16 protein-coding genes and 1 pseudogene are annotated in these 19,773 nt (G+C 64.1%); 12 read left to right on the plus strand and 5 right to left on the minus strand.

What is annotated here, in order from left to right:
- Positions 1-13: 13 nt before the first annotated feature.
- Positions 14-958: a LysR family transcriptional regulator gene (locus LOY45_RS14960; RefSeq protein WP_258577923.1), complete on the minus strand. Its 945-nt coding sequence runs from the start codon at positions 956-958 to the stop codon at positions 14-16.
- A gap of 83 nt (positions 959-1,041) precedes the next feature.
- On the opposite strand from LOY45_RS14960, the gene LOY45_RS14965 reads away from it, so the two are divergent.
- Both LOY45_RS14965 and aroQ read left to right on the plus strand, forming a co-directional pair.
- On the plus strand, positions 1,042-2,094 hold the full coding sequence (locus LOY45_RS14965) for a Gfo/Idh/MocA family protein (protein ID WP_258577924.1): 1,053 nt from the start codon (positions 1,042-1,044) through the stop codon (positions 2,092-2,094).
- Positions 2,095-2,153: 59 nt separating this feature from the next.
- Positions 2,154-2,624, plus strand: coding sequence for a type II 3-dehydroquinate dehydratase (aroQ, locus tag LOY45_RS14970; protein ID WP_258577925.1), 471 nt, complete (start codon positions 2,154-2,156; stop codon positions 2,622-2,624).
- Here aroQ and dsdC read toward each other — a convergent pair.
- Together dsdC and LOY45_RS14980 are read right to left on the minus strand one after the other, a co-directional pair.
- On the minus strand, positions 2,617-3,549 hold the full coding sequence (gene dsdC / locus LOY45_RS14975) for a DNA-binding transcriptional regulator DsdC (protein WP_258577926.1): 933 nt from the start codon (positions 3,547-3,549) through the stop codon (positions 2,617-2,619). The genes aroQ and dsdC overlap by 8 nt on opposite strands.
- Positions 3,550-3,551: 2 nt before the next feature.
- A complete protein-coding gene (locus LOY45_RS14980; protein ID WP_134062745.1) occupies positions 3,552-4,904 on the minus strand; it encodes a D-serine ammonia-lyase in 1,353 nt (450 codons plus the stop codon).
- A 179-nt stretch (positions 4,905-5,083) separates the two neighbouring features.
- Between LOY45_RS14980 and fusA the strand changes: the two genes are divergently transcribed.
- From fusA to LOY45_RS15020, 8 genes and pseudogenes are all read left to right on the plus strand, one after another.
- Positions 5,084-7,189, plus strand: a complete 2,106-nt coding sequence (gene fusA / locus LOY45_RS14985) for an elongation factor G (RefSeq protein ID WP_115086923.1) — start codon at positions 5,084-5,086, stop codon at positions 7,187-7,189.
- 196 nt (positions 7,190-7,385) lie between these two features.
- A complete protein-coding gene (gene ligD / locus LOY45_RS14990) occupies positions 7,386-9,866 on the plus strand; it encodes a DNA ligase D (protein WP_258577927.1) in 2,481 nt (826 codons plus the stop codon).
- On the plus strand, positions 9,866-10,138 hold the full coding sequence (locus tag LOY45_RS14995; protein ID WP_115086925.1) for a hypothetical protein: 273 nt from the start codon (positions 9,866-9,868) through the stop codon (positions 10,136-10,138). Before ligD ends, LOY45_RS14995 begins: the two co-directional genes overlap by 1 nt.
- A 55-nt stretch (positions 10,139-10,193) precedes the next feature.
- Positions 10,194-10,958 (plus strand): PIG-L deacetylase family protein, encoded by a 765-nt coding sequence (locus LOY45_RS15000; RefSeq protein WP_233674796.1) that lies wholly within the window; start codon positions 10,194-10,196, stop codon positions 10,956-10,958.
- A gap of 369 nt (positions 10,959-11,327) precedes the next feature.
- A pseudogene (locus tag LOY45_RS15005) lies at positions 11,328-12,331 on the plus strand (serine hydrolase domain-containing protein).
- A gap of 238 nt (positions 12,332-12,569) precedes the next feature.
- Positions 12,570-13,532 (plus strand): alpha/beta fold hydrolase, encoded by a 963-nt coding sequence (locus LOY45_RS15010; RefSeq protein ID WP_233674795.1) that lies wholly within the window; start codon positions 12,570-12,572, stop codon positions 13,530-13,532.
- A gap of 13 nt (positions 13,533-13,545) precedes the next feature.
- On the plus strand, positions 13,546-14,754 hold the full coding sequence (locus LOY45_RS15015; RefSeq protein WP_115086928.1) for a saccharopine dehydrogenase family protein: 1,209 nt from the start codon (positions 13,546-13,548) through the stop codon (positions 14,752-14,754).
- Complete coding sequence (locus tag LOY45_RS15020) at positions 14,751-15,302, plus strand: hypothetical protein (RefSeq protein ID WP_233674794.1); 552 nt, start codon at positions 14,751-14,753, stop codon at positions 15,300-15,302. Before LOY45_RS15015 ends, LOY45_RS15020 begins: the two co-directional genes overlap by 4 nt.
- Positions 15,303-15,312: 10 nt before the next feature.
- Here LOY45_RS15020 and LOY45_RS15025 read toward each other — a convergent pair whose 3' ends face one another.
- Positions 15,313-15,957: a TetR/AcrR family transcriptional regulator gene (locus LOY45_RS15025; protein WP_167458895.1), complete on the minus strand. Its 645-nt coding sequence runs from the start codon at positions 15,955-15,957 to the stop codon at positions 15,313-15,315.
- 90 nt (positions 15,958-16,047) lie between these two features.
- Between LOY45_RS15025 and LOY45_RS15030 the strand changes: the two genes are divergently transcribed.
- A complete protein-coding gene (locus LOY45_RS15030) occupies positions 16,048-17,574 on the plus strand; it encodes a flavin-containing monooxygenase (RefSeq protein ID WP_258577928.1) in 1,527 nt (508 codons plus the stop codon).
- Here LOY45_RS15030 and LOY45_RS15035 read toward each other — a convergent pair.
- The gene (locus LOY45_RS15035) at positions 17,544-18,458 is read right to left on the minus strand and encodes a LysR family transcriptional regulator (RefSeq protein ID WP_258577929.1); all 915 of its coding nucleotides are present in this window, start codon (positions 18,456-18,458) and stop codon (positions 17,544-17,546) included. The two genes, LOY45_RS15030 and LOY45_RS15035, sit on opposite strands and share 31 nt — an antisense overlap.
- Positions 18,459-18,571: 113 nt before the next feature.
- On the opposite strand from LOY45_RS15035, the gene LOY45_RS15040 reads away from it, so the two are divergent.
- Positions 18,572-19,768, plus strand: a complete 1,197-nt coding sequence (locus LOY45_RS15040) for an MFS transporter (protein WP_134062763.1) — start codon at positions 18,572-18,574, stop codon at positions 19,766-19,768.
- Positions 19,769-19,773: the final 5 nt, after the last annotated feature.

A 19,773-nucleotide genomic window follows, 5' to 3' on the forward strand; every position in this document is an offset into this window, starting at 1 on the left:
GCCAAATGCGCCCTCACCCGCCCACCGCCAACGCAAACGGCCCCTCAGCCAGTTGCTCACGCAAGAACGCCACGCAACTGCGCACCTTCGCCGAACTGCTCGAACGCGCCGCCGTCACCGCCCAGACATCCGCAGGCTGGTGATACGCCGGCAGCACCCTCAGCAATGAGCCCTCCTGCAAGCTGCCCGCCACGTCCCAATACGAGGCCATGATGATGCCGTGCCCGTCCATGGCCCACTGGCGCACGATATCGCTGTGGTTGGCGGCCATGGGCCCGGTAACCTTGACCGTTTCCGGCCCGCCCGGGCCAACCAGCCGCCACACGCCGAAACGATCGTCGCGGCTGCGAAACAGCAAGCAATCATGCTGGGCCAGTTCCGCCGGTACCCGCACCGGGCCGCGCCGGGCCAGGTACTCCGGCGATGCCGCCAGCACCCGCTTGTTCTCGGCAATGCGATGGGCGATCAGGTGTTTTTCCTGCACCTCACCGACGCGAATGTCGATATCGAAATTTTCGCCAATCAGGTCAACCCGCCGGTCGAGCAGCTCCAGCCAGATATCCAGGGTCGGATAACGCTTGCGCAGCAGCGACAGGATCGGCGCGATGTGCTCGCGGCCCAGGCGCAGGCTGGTGCTGATGCGCAAGGTGCCGCGCGGCTCGCTGTGCGCTCCGGACAGCGACTCGAGCATCGACTCGACGTTCTCGAGAATCTTCTGCGCCCAGATGAACGCCGCCTCGCCATCGCTGGTGATGTTCACCCGCCGCGTGGTGCGGTTGAACAGCTTGACCCCGAGCAACGTCTCGAGGGTGGCGATGCGCTTGCTGACGTGGGCCGGCGACAGGCCGATCTCGGTAGCCGCGGCGATGAAGCTGGAGCGCCGCGCCACTTCGCAGAACAACTGCAGGTCGCGCAACAGCGGTTCATTATTCGCTAGTAGCGCATTCTGAATCTTCATCTGGCCCGATTATCTCCTGGGATTTTTTTATTAGCCTCTCACAAAACCGCTGTCGCGGTCCGCATAACAATAATGAGAGCGCCATGCACAAGATCCGTATTGCCGTCGCCGGTGCCGGCCTGATCGGCCGCCGGCATATCGAACTGATCCAGGCCAGCGCCGAGTGCGATCTGGCCGCCCTGGTCGACCCGGCCCCGGCCGCCGCCGAATTGGCTGCCGCCCACGGCGTTGCCCTCTACCCTTGCCTTGAGCAGTTGTTCGCCGAGCAACGCCCGGACGGCGTGATCCTGGCCACGCCCAATCACCTGCATGTCGAAGGCGCCTTGGCCTGCGTTGAACACGGTGTCGCCGCGCTGATCGAAAAACCCGTGGCCCACACCCTGGAGGAAGGCAAGCGCCTGCTGGCCATCGCCGAGCAAACCGGGGCGCGGCTGCTGGTCGGCCATCATCGCGCACACAGTGCGATCCTCGCCAAGGCCCGCGAAGTGATCGCCGAGGGCCTGCTCGGCAAGCTGGTGGCGGTCATGGGCAGCGCGCTGTTCTACAAACCCGACGACTATTTCGACGCTGCGCCCTGGCGCCGCCAGATCGGTGGCGGGCCAGTGTTGATCAACATGATCCACGAAATCGGCAACCTGCGTTCGCTGTGCGGCGAGATCGTCGCCGTGCAGGCCCAGGCTTCCAGCACCACCCGCGGCTTTGCCGTCGAGGACAGCGTCGCCATCAGCCTGCGCTTTGCCAGCGGCGCCCTGGGCACTTTCATGCTGTCCGACACCGCCGCCTGCGCCCGCAGCTGGGAACAGACCGCACGGGAGAACCCCGATTACCCCAGCTACGCCGACGAAGACTGCTACGTGATCAGCGGCACCCGGGGCACGCTGTCAATCCCGACCATGCGCCTGAAGTTCTACGAGCAGCGGGCCGAGCGCTCGTGGTGGAAGCCCTTCAGCACTGCCGTGGCGCCGCGGCAAAACGCCGACCCGCTGGCCCGCCAGCTGGCGCACTTCTGCCAGGTAATTCGCGGCGAGCAACAACCGCTGGTAACCGTGCGTGACGGTCTGCGCAATTTGCAGATCGTCGAAGCCATCAGCAGCGCCGCGCGCAGCGGCCAGATCGTCCACACCGCCAGCCTCTGAGCCCTTTTTACCCGCCTACGACGCCCTGTGCGCCAACACCCTGACTGGAAACCTGCACCATGAAAACCCTGCTCGTGCTCAATGGCCCCAACCTGAACATGCTCGGTCTGCGCCAACCGGAGGTCTACGGCCGCGAGACCCTGGCCGACGTCGAAAGCCTCTGCCAGCGGGCGGCCAGCCGGCTGGAACTGAAGCTGGAATTCCAGCAGACCAACCACGAAGGCCAACTGATCGACTGGATTCACCAGGCCCGGGGCCGGATCGCCGGGATTGTCATCAACCCCGGGGCCTGGACCCATACTTCGGTGGCGATTCATGACGCCTTGATTGCCGCCGAGGTGCCGGTGATCGAGGTGCACATCTCCAACGTCCACCGCCGTGAAGCCTTCCGCCACCACTCCTATGTGTCGCTGGTGGCCAAGGCAGTGCTGGCCGGCTTCGGCAGCCACGGCTATGTGCTGGCGATCGAACATTTTGCCCGCGAGCTCACGCCATTGGCACGCCTGTGCACGACGGCCGAGGTCAGCTGAGCACACACCCCTGCAACCACTCAATCATCACCCGCAAGCGCAGCGGCAAAGGATCGTGCGGCGGATGCACCAGGTAATAGCCCTGCCCCGGCGTCTGGCTGAAGCCGACCAGGGGCAGGATCAGCGCGCCCTGATCAAGCAACGGCTGCACCAGGCGCTGGCGCCCCATGGCCACACCGGCATGGTGGCTGGCGGCGGCGCTGCACAGGTCGGAGCGGTCGAAGGTCAGGTGGCTGGCGGGCAGGTGCTGCTGCACGCCCTGCTCGCGGGCCCAGCGTTGCCACTCGGCGTCAAAGGCAGCGTGTTCCCAGGCCAGGGCATCGTGCAGCAAGGTGCACTGGGCCAGACGCTCGGGGTGGCCGATCAGGCCGTGGCGTTCGGCGTACTTCGGGCTGCACACCGGGGCGACCCGCTCGTCCATCAACAATTGGCTGACCAGCCCCGGAAACTCGCCGTCGCCATACAGCAAGGCCAGGTCCACCGGACGGGTGCGAAAATCCACCGGGTCGTTGCCGGTGCGTATGTCCAGGCTGACCTGCGGATAGCGCTGCTGAAAATCCGCCAGGCGCGGCACCAGCCAGTGCTGGGCCACCGAAGGCCGCACATAGAGGCTCAGGGATCCGCTGACTTCCTGCGTCGAAGGCTGCAGGGCTTCCTGCAGTTGCGCTTCGAAGCCTTGCAGCACCTGATAGAGCCGCTCGCCTTCGACGGTCAGGCGGATGCGCCGGGTCAGGCGTTCGAACAGGCGTAGCGCCAGGGCCTGCTCCAGGCGGGCGATACGATGGCTGACGGCGCTGGCGGTCAGGCACAGCTCCTGCGCCGCCAGGCTGAAGCTCAGGTGCCGGGCGACCGCGAGGAAGGTGTGCAGATTGGCGAACTGGGCGCCGCTCAAGCGGATGCCGAGGCGATCGGGCAGGTTGAGCATGCTCAATTGCCGGCCAGCACGGCGCGGCCCTTGGCCAGGTAGCGGTCCATCTCGTCGCGCGGCACCATGCTGCCGCCGGTGCCCCAGACCAGGTGGGTGGCGCGGGCCATGCGCTCATCGCTCAGACCCAGACGCTGACGGTAGCCTTGCTGCTCTTGCAACACGCTGAACATGCCCGCCAGCCCGGCCAGTGCCGACGGTTCCAGCTCGATGCCTTCACACGCCTGCATTTGTGCGAGCTGGCGGTACAGGGTGGCATCGCTGACGGTGTAGTAGCCGTCGATCAGGCGCTGCAGCGAGCGCCCGACAAAGCCCGAGGGCCGCCCCACCGCCAGGCCGTCGGCGGCAGTCTGGTTGTCGATGCCGAAGTCATACACCGACACACCGTCGTGCAAGCCGGTGTACACGCCAAGGAACATGCACGGTGAATGGGTCGGCTCGGCGAACAGGCAATGCACCGCATCGCCGAAGATATGCTTGAGACCGAAGGCCACGCCGCCAGGGCCACCGCCGACGCCACAGGGCAGGTAGACGAACAGCGGATGCTCGGCGTCGACCTGTATGCCCTGCGCTGCCAGCTGGCGCTGCAGGCGCTCGGCCGCCACGGCGTAACCGAGGAACAGGTTCAGCGAGTTTTCATCATCGACAAAATGGCAGTGCGGGTCGGCCTCGGCCTCCTGGCGCCCCTGCTCCACCGCCACGCTGTAGTCGGCGCTGTACTCACGCACCTCGACACCGCAGGCGCGCAGGCGATCCTTCTTCCACTGGCGGGCATCGGCGGACATGTGCACCGTGGCCTTGAAGCCCAGGCGCGCACTGATGATGCCGATCGACAGGCCCAGGTTGCCGGTGGAGCCGACCGCCACACTGTACCGGCTAAAAAAGGCCCGGGCCTGATCGCTGTCGAGCTTGGCGTAGCTGTCGCCCGGCTGCAGCAGGCCACCGGCCAGGGCCAGGTCTTCGGCGTGCTTGAGCACTTCATAGATGCCGCCGCGGGCCTTGATCGAGCCGGAAATCGGCAGCAGGTTGTCGGCCTTGAGCCACAGGGCGCCGGTTGGCGGCAGTTGCTGTTCGGCACAGAGCACCGCCTGCAGGGCATGCAGCGGCAACAACGGCGATTCGATGATGCCGGCAACGGCTGCGGTCTCGGGGAAGGCCGAGGCGATGAACGGGGCAAAGCGTTCGAGCCTGGCGCTGGCCTCGTGAATATCTTCAGCGCTCAGCGCCACATCACCCAGGGCTTCGGCGCTCGGCGCCAGGGCCGGGTTGAACCAGCTGGTCGGGCGCAACGCCACCAGTTCAGCGATAAGCGGATGGCTCTGGCACCAGGCGTTCACGGATTTTTCCAGCGGCATTGTCGTACTCCAGCAGGCATCGAATAGAACGATTAAGCGTCAGCACCACTGGCTTTACAACCGATGGTTACTCAGGCCATGGATGAAGCCTGTTCAGCCATGCCGCGCCGTGCAAGCCGGCGCACTTCTGCTACCTTGGGAGTACCCTCTTCATCCGCATCACACACAGGTGACCCCTCATGGCGCGCACCACCCCCATCGAGCTGTACCGCAACATCGGCATCGTCGCCCATGTTGACGCCGGCAAGACCACGACCACCGAACGCATCCTGTTTTACACCGGGGTCAACCACAAGATGGGCGAGGTGCACGACGGCGCCGCGACCATGGACTGGATGGCCCAGGAGCAGGAGCGCGGCATCACCATCACCTCGGCGGCGACCACGGCGTTCTGGCAGGGCTCAAGCAAACAGTTCGCCGACAAGTACCGCTTCAATATCATCGACACCCCCGGCCACGTCGACTTCACCATCGAGGTGGAGCGCTCGCTGCGCGTGCTCGACGGCGCGGTGGTGGTGTTCAGCGGCGCCGACGGCGTCGAGCCGCAATCGGAGACGGTCTGGCGCCAGGCCAACAAGTACCATGTGCCGCGCCTGGCCTACGTCAACAAGATGGACCGCCAGGGCGCGGATTTTCTGCGCGTGGTCAAGCAGATCGACCAGCGCCTGGGTCACCACCCGGTGCCGATCCAGCTGTCGATCGGCGCCGAGGAACACTTCGCCGGGCAGATCGACCTGGTGAAGATGAAGGCCATCTACTGGAACGAAGACGACCAGGGCACCAGCTACCGCGAAGAAGAGATTCCGGCCGACATGCTCGAGCTTGCCAACGAGTGGCGCGCGCACATGATCGAAGCTGCTGCCGAGGCCAATGACGAGTTCATGGAGCTGTACCTCAACGGCCAGGAGCTGAGCAACGAACAGATCAAGGCCGGCCTGCGCCAACGTACCCTGGCCAACCAGATCGTGCCGGCGATCTGCGGCTCGTCATTCAAGAACAAGGGCGTGCCGCTGATGCTCGACGCGGTCATCGACTACCTGCCGGCGCCGTCGGAAATCCCGGCGATCAACGGCACCGACCCGGACCACGAAGACAAGCACCTGGAGCGCCACGCTGACGACAACGAACCGTTCTCGGCGCTGGCGTTCAAGATCGCCACCGACCCCTTCGTCGGTACCCTGACCTTCGCCCGGGTCTACTCCGGCGTGCTCAGCTCCGGCAACGCCGTGCTCAACTCGGTCAAGGGCAAGAAGGAACGCATCGGCCGCATGGTGCAGATGCACGCCAACCAGCGCGCCGAGATCAAGGACGTATGCGCCGGCGACATCGCCGCGCTGATCGGCATGAAGGACGTCACTACCGGCGACACCCTGTGCGACATCAACCAGCCGATCATCCTCGAACGCATGGACTTCCCGGACCCGGTGATCTCGGTGGCGGTCGAGCCGAAGACCAAGGCCGACCAGGAGAAAATGGGCATCGCCCTGAGCAAGCTGGCCCAGGAAGACCCGTCGTTCCGGGTGCGCACCGATGAAGAGACCGCGCAGACCATCATCTCCGGCATGGGCGAATTGCACCTGGACATCATCGTCGACCGCATGCGCCGCGAGTTCGGCGTCGAGGCCAATATCGGCAAGCCCCAGGTGGCCTACCGCGAGAAGATCCGCAACACCTGCGAGATCGAAGGCAAGTTCGTTCGCCAGTCTGGCGGGCGCGGCCAGTACGGCCACTGCTGGATCCGCTTCGCCCCGGGCGAGGAAGGCAAAGAGGGCCTGGAATTCGTCAACGAAGTGGTCGGCGGCGTAGTGCCGCGCGAGTACATCCCGGCGATCCAGAAAGGTATCGAAGAGCAGATGCAGAACGGCGTGCTGGCCGGCTATCCGCTGATTGGCCTCAAGGCCACGGTGTTCGATGGCTCGTACCACGACGTCGACTCCAACGAAATGGCCTTCAAGGTCGCGGCGTCAATGGCCACCAAGCAACTGGCGCAAAAAGGCGGCGCGGTGCTGCTGGAGCCGGTGATGAAAGTCGAAGTGGTGACTCCCGAGGAGTACCAGGGCGACATCATGGGTGACCTGAGTCGCCGGCGCGGGATGATCCAGGAAGGCGGCGAGACCCCGGCGGGCAAAGTGGTACGCGCCGAGGTGCCATTGGGCGAGATGTTCGGTTACTCCACCCAGATGCGCTCCATGACCCAGGGCCGCGCCAGCTACACCATGGAGTTCACCAAGTACGCCGAAGCGCCGGCGAGCATCAGTGAGGCGATTATCAAGAAACAGGGCTGATACGGCGACCGCTTCGCGGTCGATCGCCGGCAAGCCGGCTCCCACAGGATAGCGGCGCACTCGAATCCTGTGGGAACCGGCCTTGCCGGCGATGGGGTGCGCAGCAGCCCCACCTCGAACAAAAGCCGATTGAACTCCCAGCCCTGCCGCCCAATCCCAATGCTTAGGACCCGTCCAAAAGCCGCAGGACACCGCCATGGCCAAGCCGTTGCAGGAGTACGCGCGCAAGCGCAATTTCGACGCCACACCGGAGCCGGCTGGTAACCCTGTCCGAGGCAAAAAAACCGCCCACGCCCTGCAATACTGCATCCAGAAACACGACGCCAGCCACCTGCACTACGACTTTCGCCTGGAGCTGGACGGTACCCTGAAAAGCTGGGCCATCCCCAAGGGCCCGTCGCTGGACCCAAAGGTCCGGCGCCTGGCCGTGCACGTCGAAGACCACCCGCTGGACTACGCCAACTTCGAAGGGCAAATCCCCGAAGGCCATTATGGCGCCGGTGACGTGATTGTCTGGGACCGTGGTGTGTGGATCCCCGAAGAAGATCCGCACACGGCCTATGCCAAGGGCAAGCTGCGCTTTCGCCTGCAGGGCGAGAAACTCTCGGGGATCTGGAACCTGTTTCGCACCCACCTGGCCGGCAAGCAGGAGCAGTGGCTGCTGATCAAGTCCGACGATGCCCAGGCGCGCCCGCAGGCGGACTACGACATCCTCGAGGCCGAACCGGACAGCGTGCTCAGCGAACGTACGCTGATCGCGCGCAAACCCAAGGCCGCGACGAGCAAAGCCACAAGCAAGACCAGGCCCGCGAGCAAAACCGAACTCAGCGGCGCCAGGAAAGCCGCCCTGCCCGATTCGCTCAAGCCGGAGCTGGCGACCCTGGTGGAAACTCCGCCCGAGGGCGACTGGCGCTACGAAGTGAAATTCGACGGTTACCGCATCCTCGCCCGCATCGACGGCGACGCGGTGCGCCTGTTCACCCGCAACGGCCATGACTGGACCGCCAAGCTGCCCAAACAGGCCAAGGCCCTGGCCAAGCTCGGCGTGCAATCGGCCTGGCTCGATGGCGAGATGGTGGTGGCCAACGAACATGGCGTGGCGGATTTCCAGGCCCTGCAAAATGCCTTCGACCAGGCCCGCGACGAGCAGATCCTCTACTACCTGTTCGACCTGCCGTACCTCAACGGCATGGACCTGCGCCAGTGCCCGCTGGAGCAGCGCCGCGCGGCGCTGGCGAAGGTGCTGGAGAAAGCCGATGAAAAACGCCTGCGCTTTTCTGCCGACTTTGACCAGACCGTCGAGTCGCTGCTCGACAGCGCCTGCAAGATGGCGTTGGAGGGCCTGATCGGCAAGCGCCTGGGCAGCAGTTACCTGAACCGGCGCAGCAGCGACTGGATCAAGCTCAAGTGCAAGCAGCGCCAGGAGTTCGTGATCGTCGGCTTTACCGACCCCAAGGGTTCGCGCGAGGCCTTCGGCGCACTGCTGCTGGCCCTGCACGATGAGCGTGGCGAGCTGCGCTATGCCGGCAAGGTCGGCACCGGTTTCAACAGCGCGACCCTGGCGCAGATTCACCAGCGCCTGGCGCCGCTTGAAGTCGCCAAGCCGCAGTTCCGCAGGCCGCCAACCGGCGCCGAGGCCAAAGGTGTGCACTGGCTCAAGCCAACGCTGCTGGCCGAGGTCGCCTATGCGCAGATGACCCGCGACGGCGTGGTGCGCCATTCGGTGTTCCATGGCCTGCGCGACGACAAACCGGCCAAGGCCATCGGCCTGGAGCAGCCCGTGAAAACCCCGGCAAGCCCCCCCTCCAACCTGCACCTGACCCACCCTGAACGCGTCATCGATGCCAGCACCGGCATTACCAAGCGCCAGGTGGCCGAGTACTACGCCCAGGTCGCCGAGTGGATCCTGCCCCATCTCAAGCGCCGCCCCGTGGCCCTGGTACGGGCACCCGATGGCCTGGCCGGCGAGCTGTTCTTCCAGAAGAACGCCGCGCAACTGAACATCCCCGGCCTTGAAAGCCACGACAAGGCCGAAGCCGGCCAGGCACTGATGATCATCGACCAGGCTGAAACCCTGCTGGGCGCGGTGCAGATGAACACCCTCGAACTGCACACCTGGAACGCCACCGCCAAGGACTTCGACAAGCCCGACCGGCTGATCCTCGACCTCGACCCGGACCCGGCATTGCCGTGGAAGGCCATGCTCGAAGCCACCCAACTGACCCTGGCGCTGCTCGACGAACTGGGGCTGCAGTCCTTCCTCAAGACCAGCGGCGGCAAGGGCATGCACATTGTCGTGCCGCTGACCCGCCGTGCCGGCTGGGACGAGGTCAAGGGCTTCAGCCAGGCCATGGTCCAGCACCTGGCCGGGCTATTCCCCGAGCGCCTGTCGGCGGTGTCCGGGCCGAAGAACCGGGTCGGACGAATCTTCATCGATTACCTGCGCAACGGCAAAGGCGCGACCACGGTCTGCGCCTATTCAATCCGCGCCCGCGAAGGCCTGGCGGTGTCGGTGCCGATTCGCCGGGAAGAGCTGACCGCGCTCAAGGGCGCCAACCAATGGCACCTGCTCAACCTCGGCGAACGCCTGGCCGAGGGCGATGACCCCTGGGCCGACTACGGTCAGGTACGCCAGTCGATCAGCAAGGACCTGCGCCGCCGCCTGGGGCTTGAATAATGGACGACCTGGACTGGATCGACCTGCTGCAATGGCCGGCCATGTTCGCAACGATCCTGGCCGCCTGGTGGATCGGCTCGCGTCAACCGCGGCGGCGGCGGATCGGCTTTGTCTGCTTCATCGCCAGCAACCTGCTGTGGGCAGTCTGGGGCTGGCACGCCCAGGCCTGGGCGCTGATCGTGCTGCAGGTATGCCTGTGCGCGATGAACCTGCGCGGCCTGAAAAAGAACACCAACGGCACCCCCCCTTCGCCCCGGGAGTCTACTTCATGAACGATGCTCACCTGGGCCGGCAATTGAGTGCAGCACCCGACGGAGGCTGGCAGCTATGACCCTGCAGCAATCGCAAAATCCGATGCGCGCACCCGGTACGCCGCTGGTGCACTGGCAATCCTCGGCGACGCTGCAGGCGGTGCCGGCCATCACCCATGCTCAACTGGTACCGGTTGGCCGCCGCCTGGTGGTGGTCGCCCCACACCCGGATGACGAGGTGCTCGGCTGCGGCGGCGTGCTGGCCGGCATGCGTGGCCGCGAGCAGGATCTGCTGCTGATCTCGGTCAGCGATGGCGAAGCCAGCCACCCTGATTCGCGCCACTGGACCAGTGAACGCTTGCGCCAGCAACGCCCGCGGGAAAGTGCCGACGCCCTGCGTCGCCTGGGCCTGGATCTGACCCGCTTGAACTGGCTGCGCCTGGGCCTGGCTGATAGCGCCGTGGCCAACCATGAACGCTGGCTGGCTGAACGCCTGGTGCAGCTGTTAAGCGCCAGCGATCAGGTACTGACCACCTGGCGCCTGGACGGCCATTGCGATCATGAGGCTGTGGGCCGCGCCTGTGCCCGGGCCTGTGAAACCGTCGGCGCGCGCTTGATCGAGGTGCCGGTCTGGGCCTGGCACTGGGCCCGTCCGAGCGATCCGCGGCTGCCCTGGCAGCGCGCCCACAAGCTGTTTCTCGACCGCGCGGTGCTGGCCCTCAAGCAGCAGGCCATCGCTGCCCATACCAGCCAGCTGCAGGCCGACGAGCAGACACCGCCGGTACTTGACCGCGAGGCGCTGGCACGGCTGCAGCAACCTTTCGAGCTGGTATTCACATGAGCGTATCGGCGAGCTATTTCGAGCAACTGGGTGATCCGACCCAGGCGTCGTGAACAGCACAGCGTAGAAGCCATAACCGCGCGGTGCACTTCTTCACAAAATCCCTCAGGTTAAAAACCATCATAACCATTATGATTTTTTCGCTTGCCTGACGCCTGTCCGACGGTTGCGCAGCATTGAACCGACACGACAGGCAGCAGGTTGAAGTTTCTCAGGTTGTTAACCAACAACCTGCAATTCTGATCGTTGCACCTGTAAAAAATCGTAAGGGAGAACACCATGGATGTCAGTTGGCTGTTTCTGAGTACGCCGGCAGCCGAACATTTTAGCCAGGTGGTTCAGACCACACCTGCGCAAGTCAAAAACGACATGGGCCGAATTTTCAAGGAGCTCTCCAGAAAAGCTGGCCCAGGTTGTGTGTTCAGTGCCGAGAAAGAGAATGCCTTTGTCATACAAGGCGCGACAGGGTTTGCTGACATCGAGAAGAAAAAGCCGCTGACTGCAGATTCGGTATTCAACCTCGCGTCCGTGTCCAAGCAATTCACCGCGTTTGCCATTCACCTCTTGGCCACTGAGAAAAAACTGTCGCTGGATGACTCTGTTCGCCAGTACGTTCCTGAACTGGGCAGCTACGCCGATCCGGTGACCCTGCGCCATTTACTCCATCACACCGGTGGCCTGCCAAGCTACGAGGACGCGGCCGAGGCGCAAGGCATACCTGATACCAAGCCACTGAGCCAGGCCACGGCGTTGCAATTGCTGGCAGCGGAGAAACAACCGTTATTCGCTCCCGGCACCCGGTTTTCGTACAGCAATACCGGCTACTTCATGTTGTCGCTGGTGGTCGAGAGGGTCAGCGGAAAAAGCATTCGCCAGTTCTCCGAACAGGCCATCTTCAAGCCGCTGGAGATGAACCACACCCAGATCGTCGACACCTACCCTTTGACCTTCGAGGTCGCCCGCGGCTACAAGCGCTCGTTCTGGGGGGCGCTCGATTGTATGAAAGCCCGTGGGAGGTGACCGGCGACGGACAAGTGCACTCCACCGTCGGTGACTTGATGAAATGGGGCGCCAATCTGCAAAACGGTACTGTCGGTGGCCCCAACCTGTTGGCCGTCATGTCCAGAGCCGGCCCACGGGTCGCCATCGATCATGAGGATTATGCGATGGGCTTGTCGCCCAAACTGTACAAAGGGACGCGGCTGCTCGAACACTCAGGCGGCTGGGCCGGTTACTCGACTCAGTTCCTGGATTTCCCCGACGCCCATATCACCGTCGCAGTCCTGTGCAACGCAGAAGACCTCGATGCCGCAACCTACAGCGAGAAAATCGCCGATGTACTGGCCGTGGAAAAGTGGGCCAGCGCGCGTTAAGCAGGCGCCCTGAATCTGTTGCTCAGCCATGAACCGCCGGCCTGCCACGCCTTGTGGCAGCTCGGCGGCTGATTACCTGCCCCGTACCCAGGCCGACAGGGCCGCTGCCAGCCTTGCCGTTTGACCATGGCCCTTGCCGGCCGGCTTGAGATGTTTGGCCTGCTGCTTGCGCAAAACATAATAACCGTTATGATCTTTTTCGTTGAGCCGTGTTGTCCATCCACAGCGGAGAACGCCATTGACCCCTCACCCGAGATTTGCCCGCATCGGCCGCATCACCCTCGCCTACGAGACCCTCGGGCCCGAACATGCGCCACCGGTGCTGTTGGTCCATGGCCTTGCCCAGCAGCTGACCGCATGGCCCGACGCGCTGGTACACAGCCTTGTCAAAGCGGGCTTTCGGGTGATCCGTTTCGACAACCGCGACATCGGCAAGTCCAGCCGCATGTGCGGTACACCGCACCTGGCCTGGCACTACCTGAACGCACAGGTTGGCCGCCGCAGCCGCGCGCCCTACTCGCTGGATGACATGGCCCATGACACGCTGGGCTTGATCGACAGTCTCAAGCTGGGCCCGGTGCACCTGGTCGGCGCATCGATGGGCGGCATGATTGCCCAGATCGTCGCCGCGCGTTTTCCCTATGCGGTGCGTTCACTGACCTCGATCATGTCCAGCTCCGGTGATCGACGCCTGCCCAACGCCCGTGCCGACGTGCGCAAGCTGTTGCTCAACCCGGTGCGCCAAACCTCCTTGCAGCGCGAGATCGACCATAACCTGCAGCTTTGGGAGCTGATCGCCAGCCCAGGCTACCCGACACCACGCGAACAATTGCGAGCGCGGCTTGAAGACGATCTCAGGCGCAACGCACCTGCGGCCGGAGGCATCGAACGACAGTTCGCCGCGATCCTGGCCTCGGGGTCGCGCGTGCCGTTGCTGTCGCAGATCGACACCCCCACCCTGGTGCTGCATGGCCTGGAAGACCCGCTCATACCTTTCGAGGCCGGACGCAGCACCGCCGAGCACATCCCCGGTGCGGTGTTCGAAAGCATCGCCGGAATGGGTCACGACCTTCCAGCGGCACTCCTGCCGACACTGGCTGAGCGCCTGCTCAAGCATTTTCGCCAAGCCGTTCGCGCACAGCTGCCCCCTCTGCAGTCGCGGCAGTGCGCCAAGCCCCTGACCTACAACAAAACCAACTGACAGGAACACGACCATGAAGGTGATTGCATTAGGCGGCTGTGGCCATATGGGCCGGCACTTTGTCGAGACGGCGATCCAGCTCCAGGCCTTTTCCTGGCTGACGGTAGCCGACCGCAACGCCGAGGAGGCGCTACGCTACGTGGCCAGCCTGGGCCGATCGAACATTGATGCGTTGCAGGTCGATGCGCGCAATCCCGAGGCCCTCACCCGGGTCTTGCGCAACTACGATGTGGTGGTCTCGACCATCGGGCCTTACTACCTGTTTGGTACGACGGTGCTGCAATGCGCCATCGACGCGGGCTGTCACTACATCGATATCTGTGATGACCCCGAACCCACCCTGGCAATGCTCGACCTCGATGCGCGTGCACAAGCCGCGAACATCACCGCCATCGTCGGCATGGGCGCCAGCCCAGGCGTGGCCAACCTGCTGGCCAGCAAAGCCATCCGCCAGGTCGGTGCCCCGCACCGCGTGGTCACCACCTGGGGCAGCGCCTCGCGTGCCAAGGAAGCAGCCAGTCACGATACCGACATGGGCGCGGCACTCGATCACTGGGTCGAACAACTGACCGGCAACATCCCGGTGTTTCGCGGTGGTCGCATCGCCAGCGGCCTGCCATTGACCGAAATAGACCTGCTGGTGCCCGGCATCGGTGCGGTGCGCGCCCATACGGTGGGGCATCCGGAACCTGTGACCTTGCCGACGACTTTCGCCTCGATCCGCGAATGCGCCAACGCGATGGTGTTTTCCAACAGCCTGATCAGCCTGCTGAAGTTGATCCAGGCCCGCGTCGACCAGCGCGGCCACAGTGTCAGCCAAGCGGCGTCCGAATTGCGCAAAGTCGCGCTGAACAACGACCTTTCGGGCCTGAGCCTGGGTGAGTCCCTGTCCCTGCTAGTGGGTTCGGCAAAAGAAAGTCTGTTTGGCCGGCGCTACATTCCAGCGGAAATGTCCGCTATCGCCGAAGGCCTGAGCCAGGGCCGGCGACATGTGTGCAGCGCCTGGATCAATGGCGAAATCCCCGGCGGCATGGGGCCCAACACCTGCATTCCGACGGCAGTGGCCCTGCTCATGCTGGTGCAGGGCAAAATCAGCCGCAAAGGTGCATTCGCCCCCGAGGCAGGCATCGATGCCGACCAGTTTTTCACCTTGCTGCAGCCCTTCATCAAGGCCGAGGATACCCAGCAACCGGTGATCACGCTGCGTGAGGTTGTACTGTGAAAGGCGTGCCGCCGGGGCTGGTGTTGACCCGCGAACGCCAAGCCATGCTGACGGAGCTTGAACAACTGCTGGGACAGCCGGTGCACGCCTATGTCTGGGCCTTTCGCCAGATCCACCCCGGCTGGCTACTGTTCGTCAGCTTCATGACTTCACAGGTCATCAACGAACTCATCATCTACGAGCTTTTCGAGGCGCGTGGCCGCTACGGCATCGAGCGCACCCTGTTTGAAATCATCTCGCCGCTGCTGCTGTGGTTTCTGCTCGACACGGCCATCCAGCTCGCCTTGACGCTGGCCGGCCGTGGCCATCGCCTGCTGGTACAGACGTTGAATGGCGAACTGCTGGTGTTTCATCGCCGGCTCTTCAGCGCCAGGCCCGAACGCCTGGAGCGGCGCATCAAGGGATCATTGGCGCTGAATGCGCAACTGATGGGCTTTGCGATAGACCGCCTGGACACCGACATCGGGCGCTTTTACGTGTGGGGCCGTTGGCGCGACGTGCGGGTGCTGATGCGGCCTGCCAGGGAGGCTTGCGATGCGCACCACTGAAGCGTACGCCTCAGGCCTGTGGGGTGAGAAACGCCGCGATGTGGCGCTTGACCAGCATGCGCTGCTGCTCAGGGTCAAAACGCTCGGGATCGATGACTCGCCCAACGCCCAGGCCATCGGCCAGGGCAACCATGGCATCGGCTTCGAGCTTCAGGTCGAGGCCGGCCCGGATCGCCTTTTGCGCCTGCAGGCGGGTCAGTTCGTCGACCAGCGCACTGCGCATGAAGGCATACCGCCGTTGGTGTTCGGCACCCAGTTTTTCATTGCCCACGCACGTACGCAGGAACGCCAACCAGATACGCCAGGCAGTTTCACCGGCCTCATCGAGCGGCAACGAAGCGTGCAGGATGCACTCCAGGCGAGCGATACCCTCGACACCTTCAAGGCACTCGGTCACCTCCTCGACCATGCCGGTAATGAGGTGGTCCAGCGCATACAGCAGCACTTCGTCCTTTGTCCTGAAGTAGTGCACGACCGCCCCGGTGGTGGCCTGCAGTTCACCTGCTATCTCGCGGATCGTGACGTTCTCGACCCCCACACGAAGAATCGCTCGCCACGTGGCCTCCAGCACCTCCTGGCGCTTGCGTTCATTGTTGGAAACCGCAGCGCCCGCCTTGCGTCGGGTGCGGGCCGGGGCTTCTCGGGATATCGCCATGGGCATTGATCTCGCTGTTGGCAGGTTCGACTCGTCGCACATCATAACAATGATGATCAAACAATAAGATGCTCGATAACGGAGAACGCTGTGATCAATCAACCAAGAGCCAAGCTTTCGACGGAACTGGACGCCGACGTGATCATCGTCGGCAGCGGCTTCTCCGGGCAGTGCATGGCGATCAAGCTTCGCGAGGCCGGTTTCCACTCCGTATTGCTTCTGGAGCGCGGCGCCACGGTGGGCGGCACCTGGCGTGACAATCACTACCCCGGCGCAGCCTGCGACATCCCTTCGCACCTGTATTCCTTCTCGTTCATGCTCAACCCGAACTGGTCACGCACCTATCCGGGCCAGGCCGAAATCCTCGGTTATCTGCATGCCACTGCCGAACGGCACGGGTTGCTCGAACACATGCGTTTCAACACCCTCGTCAGCGGCGCAAGCTTTGATGCGGGCCGCCTGACCTGGCAGGTAGGAACCGACGGTGGGCCACTACGCTGCCGCTTCCTGATCCTGGGTACCGGCGGTTTGAGCGAGCCTGTGGTACCCCGCCTGGCGGGGCTGGACACCTTTGCGGGACGCACCTTCCACTCGGCGCGCTGGGACCACGACTATGCCCTGCAAGGCAAGCGCGTGGCGGTGATCGGCAGCGGAGCCAGCGCCATCCAGTTCGTGCCGCAGATTGCGCCGCGCGTCGAGCGGCTCAGTGTGTTCCAACGCACCCCGGCGTGGATCGTACCGCGCCAGGACCGCCCGTTCAGCGCCTTGCAAAAAGCGCTTTACCGCTACCTGCCGGGGGTGATGCGGCTCAAGCGCTGGGGCATTCACTGGCTGAACGAAGTGCAGGCCCTTGGCACGGTGGTCGACCCCAAGTACATGGCCCTGGGTGAGAAAATCGCGCTTCAACACCTGCACCGGCAAGTCGCCGATCCCCAGCTGCGGGCCCGCCTCACGCCCGACTATGTGATGGGTTGCAAGCGCATCCTGATCTCTGATGACTGGTACCCCGCCCTGCAACGGGCCAATACCTCGCTGGTGAGCGATGCCATCGAACGCATCACCCCCACCGGCGTCTTGACCTGCGATGGCCGCTTGCACGAGGTCGACGCGATCATCTTCGGTACCGGCTTCCAGGCCACCGAAGCGCTCGGCAAGCTGCGTATTCGCGGGCGCCTGGGACGTGAACTGAACGAGGTCTGGGCCCAGGGTGCCGAAGCCTATGTCGGCGCCAGCGTCAACGGCTTTCCCAACCTGTTCCTGATCACCGGGCCGAACACCGGATTGGGGCATAACTCGATGGTGTTCATGATCGAGGCAAACGTGGCACACATCGTCGGTGCGCTGAAAGCTGCCCGGCAAGCCGATGCCCAGGTAGTAGAGGTCAAGCGTGAGGTCCAGGCGCGCTACAACCAGAATCTGCAGCGGCGCCTGGAAAAATCGGTCTGGGTGACCGGCTGCAAGAGCTGGTACCAGGACAAGGCCAGCGGCAAGGTCACCACGCTCTGGCCTGGTTTCAGTACTCAGTATTGGGCAATCGCCCATCGCTTCAAGGCTGACGACTACCTGCTGCTGGCAGCAGGTTCGCCTCAGGCCCCCGCGCCCGTTTCGGCGAGGTAAGCCTTGATGAAATCGATCCAGGCACGGACCTTGCGCGGTACATGGCGGCTTGCCGGATACAACGCGTAGACACTTTGTCGGGCGAAGCGGTAAGCGGGCAACGCATCGAGCAACTGTCCACTCGCCAGGTCATCGGCCACCAGCCATTCCGGCAGCAAGGCGACACCCGCACCCTGCACGGCGAAAGCACGCAGGATTGACGCGTTGTCGGTCACCAGCAAGGGCGTGCCGTGCGTCTCAAACACCGCACTGCGACCAGCGTCCCCCTGCAGTTCCCAGCGACTGTTCTGCTCGAAGCGGCTGTGCACCAGCTGCGCCACGGCGGCCAGGTGCGAAGGTGAGTCGATGATCTGCGGGCCATGGGCGGCCAGCAGGCTGGGCGCCAGCACCAGGCGCACGTCGTAAGTGGCCAGGCACACGCCACGGTAGCTGGAATCCTGGGCCTGGCCCAGGCGGATGGCGACATCGAAACGCTCGCGCACCAGGTCGACCTGGGAGGTGTGGGTTTCCAGGCGCACGCTCAGGTCAGGGTGCAACCGGCAGAACGCCTGCAACGCCGGGGCGAGGACTTTCAGCCCGTACTCGACGGTGGAGGTAATGCGCAGGCTGCCCTGCAAGCCAGCATGCTCGGCGCGCGCCTCGTCGATGGCGACGCGCGCATCTTCGACCACCTGCAGGCAGCGCTGGTAAAAGCGCTCGCCGGCATCAGTGAGGGCAATTCGGCGGGTGGTGCGGGTCAGCAAGGTCACGCCCAGTTCAGCTTCCAGCTGCTTGATGCTGAAGCTGACGGCGGCGCGGGTTTGCTGCAGGCGCTCGGCGGCGCCGGTGAAGGAGCCGGCCTGGACCACCGCGCAGAACAGTTCGAATCGGTCGAGACTGACCATGCAATGCCTTCGCCATTGTCAAAATAATTTGACCAATCTGCCGGTTTTTTGCGTCTTATTCAAGCACCTGCAAGCCTCTAGACTGCGCCTTTCTCCGGCCCGTCGAACTGCTCATGCCCTATCGCTCGAAAGTCACCCTGATCTATTTGCTGGGTTTCACCCTCGACCTGCTCAACATGTTCGCCCTCAACGCCGCCTACCCGGCGCTGGGCCAGGAACTGCACGCCTCGGTGGCGCAACTGAGCTGGACCAGCAACCTGTACATGCTCGGCCTGACCCTGGTGATACCGCTGGGCACCTGGATGGCCGCGCGGCTGGGCGAACGCCAGACACTGCTGCTGTCGCTGGCGCTGTTCGGCCTGGGCTCGGCACTCGCCGGCAGCGCCGGCACCATCGACAGCCTGCTTGGCTGGCGGTTGTTGCAAGGGCTCGGTGGTGGCTTGTTGATTCCGGTAGGCCAGGCCATGGCTTATCGCTTGTATGCGCCTGAGCAACGCCACCACCTGACCTCGCTGGTAATGATGGTAGCCCTGCTGGTACCGGCGTTGTCGCCGGCACTGGGTGGCGTGGTGGTCGATCAGGGCTCGTGGCGGTGGATCTTCTTTGCCATGCTGCCGCTGACGTTAATGGCTGGCGTACTGGTGCTGGCCTGGCTGCCTGCAAACCAGCCGTTACCGGCCCCTCAGCCAATCCTTGACCTGCACCTGCTCGGCCAGCCGCTGCTGCGTACGGCGATGCTGGTCTACCTGTGCGTGCCGGGCGTGTTCATCGGCGCCAACCTGGTCGCAGCCCTGTACCTGCAACAACGCCTTGGGCTTAGCGCCACGGCCACCGGAGCGCTGATGTTGCCCTGGTCGCTGGGCGCCCTGGGCGCCATTGCTTTTGTGCGCTGGCGTTTCAACCTGACCGGGCCCAAGTGGCTGCTGAGCGCCGGCATACTGATCCAGTGCGCCGCACTCCTGTGGCTGGCCTTGCCCTGGGTAGCCGCGCATCACGCCTGGCTGGCGCTGATCTTCGCCCTGCTTGGCCTGGGCAGCAGCCTGTGCAGCAGCAGTGCGCAAAGCCTGGCATTCCTGGCCATAGCGCCGGAGCAAATGGGCCAGGCCAGCGCCCTGTGGAACCTCAACCGGCAACTGAGTTTCTGTCTCGGTGTGGCCGTGCTCGGCGCTGTGCTCAATCAGCTGCTGCCGGCGCCGCAAGCGTTTGCGCACACGTTCATCCTGGCCGCGCTGCTAACCCTGCTACCGCTGCCAATGGTTTTCAAACTGCCCGGGACTCGCGCCCTGGGGCTTATCACCCGCACTCACTGAGACCT

It is taken from the genome of Pseudomonas wadenswilerensis, from assembly GCF_024749185.1.
In the GTDB taxonomy this organism is placed as follows: Bacteria; Pseudomonadota; Gammaproteobacteria; order Pseudomonadales; family Pseudomonadaceae; genus Aquipseudomonas; species Aquipseudomonas wadenswilerensis.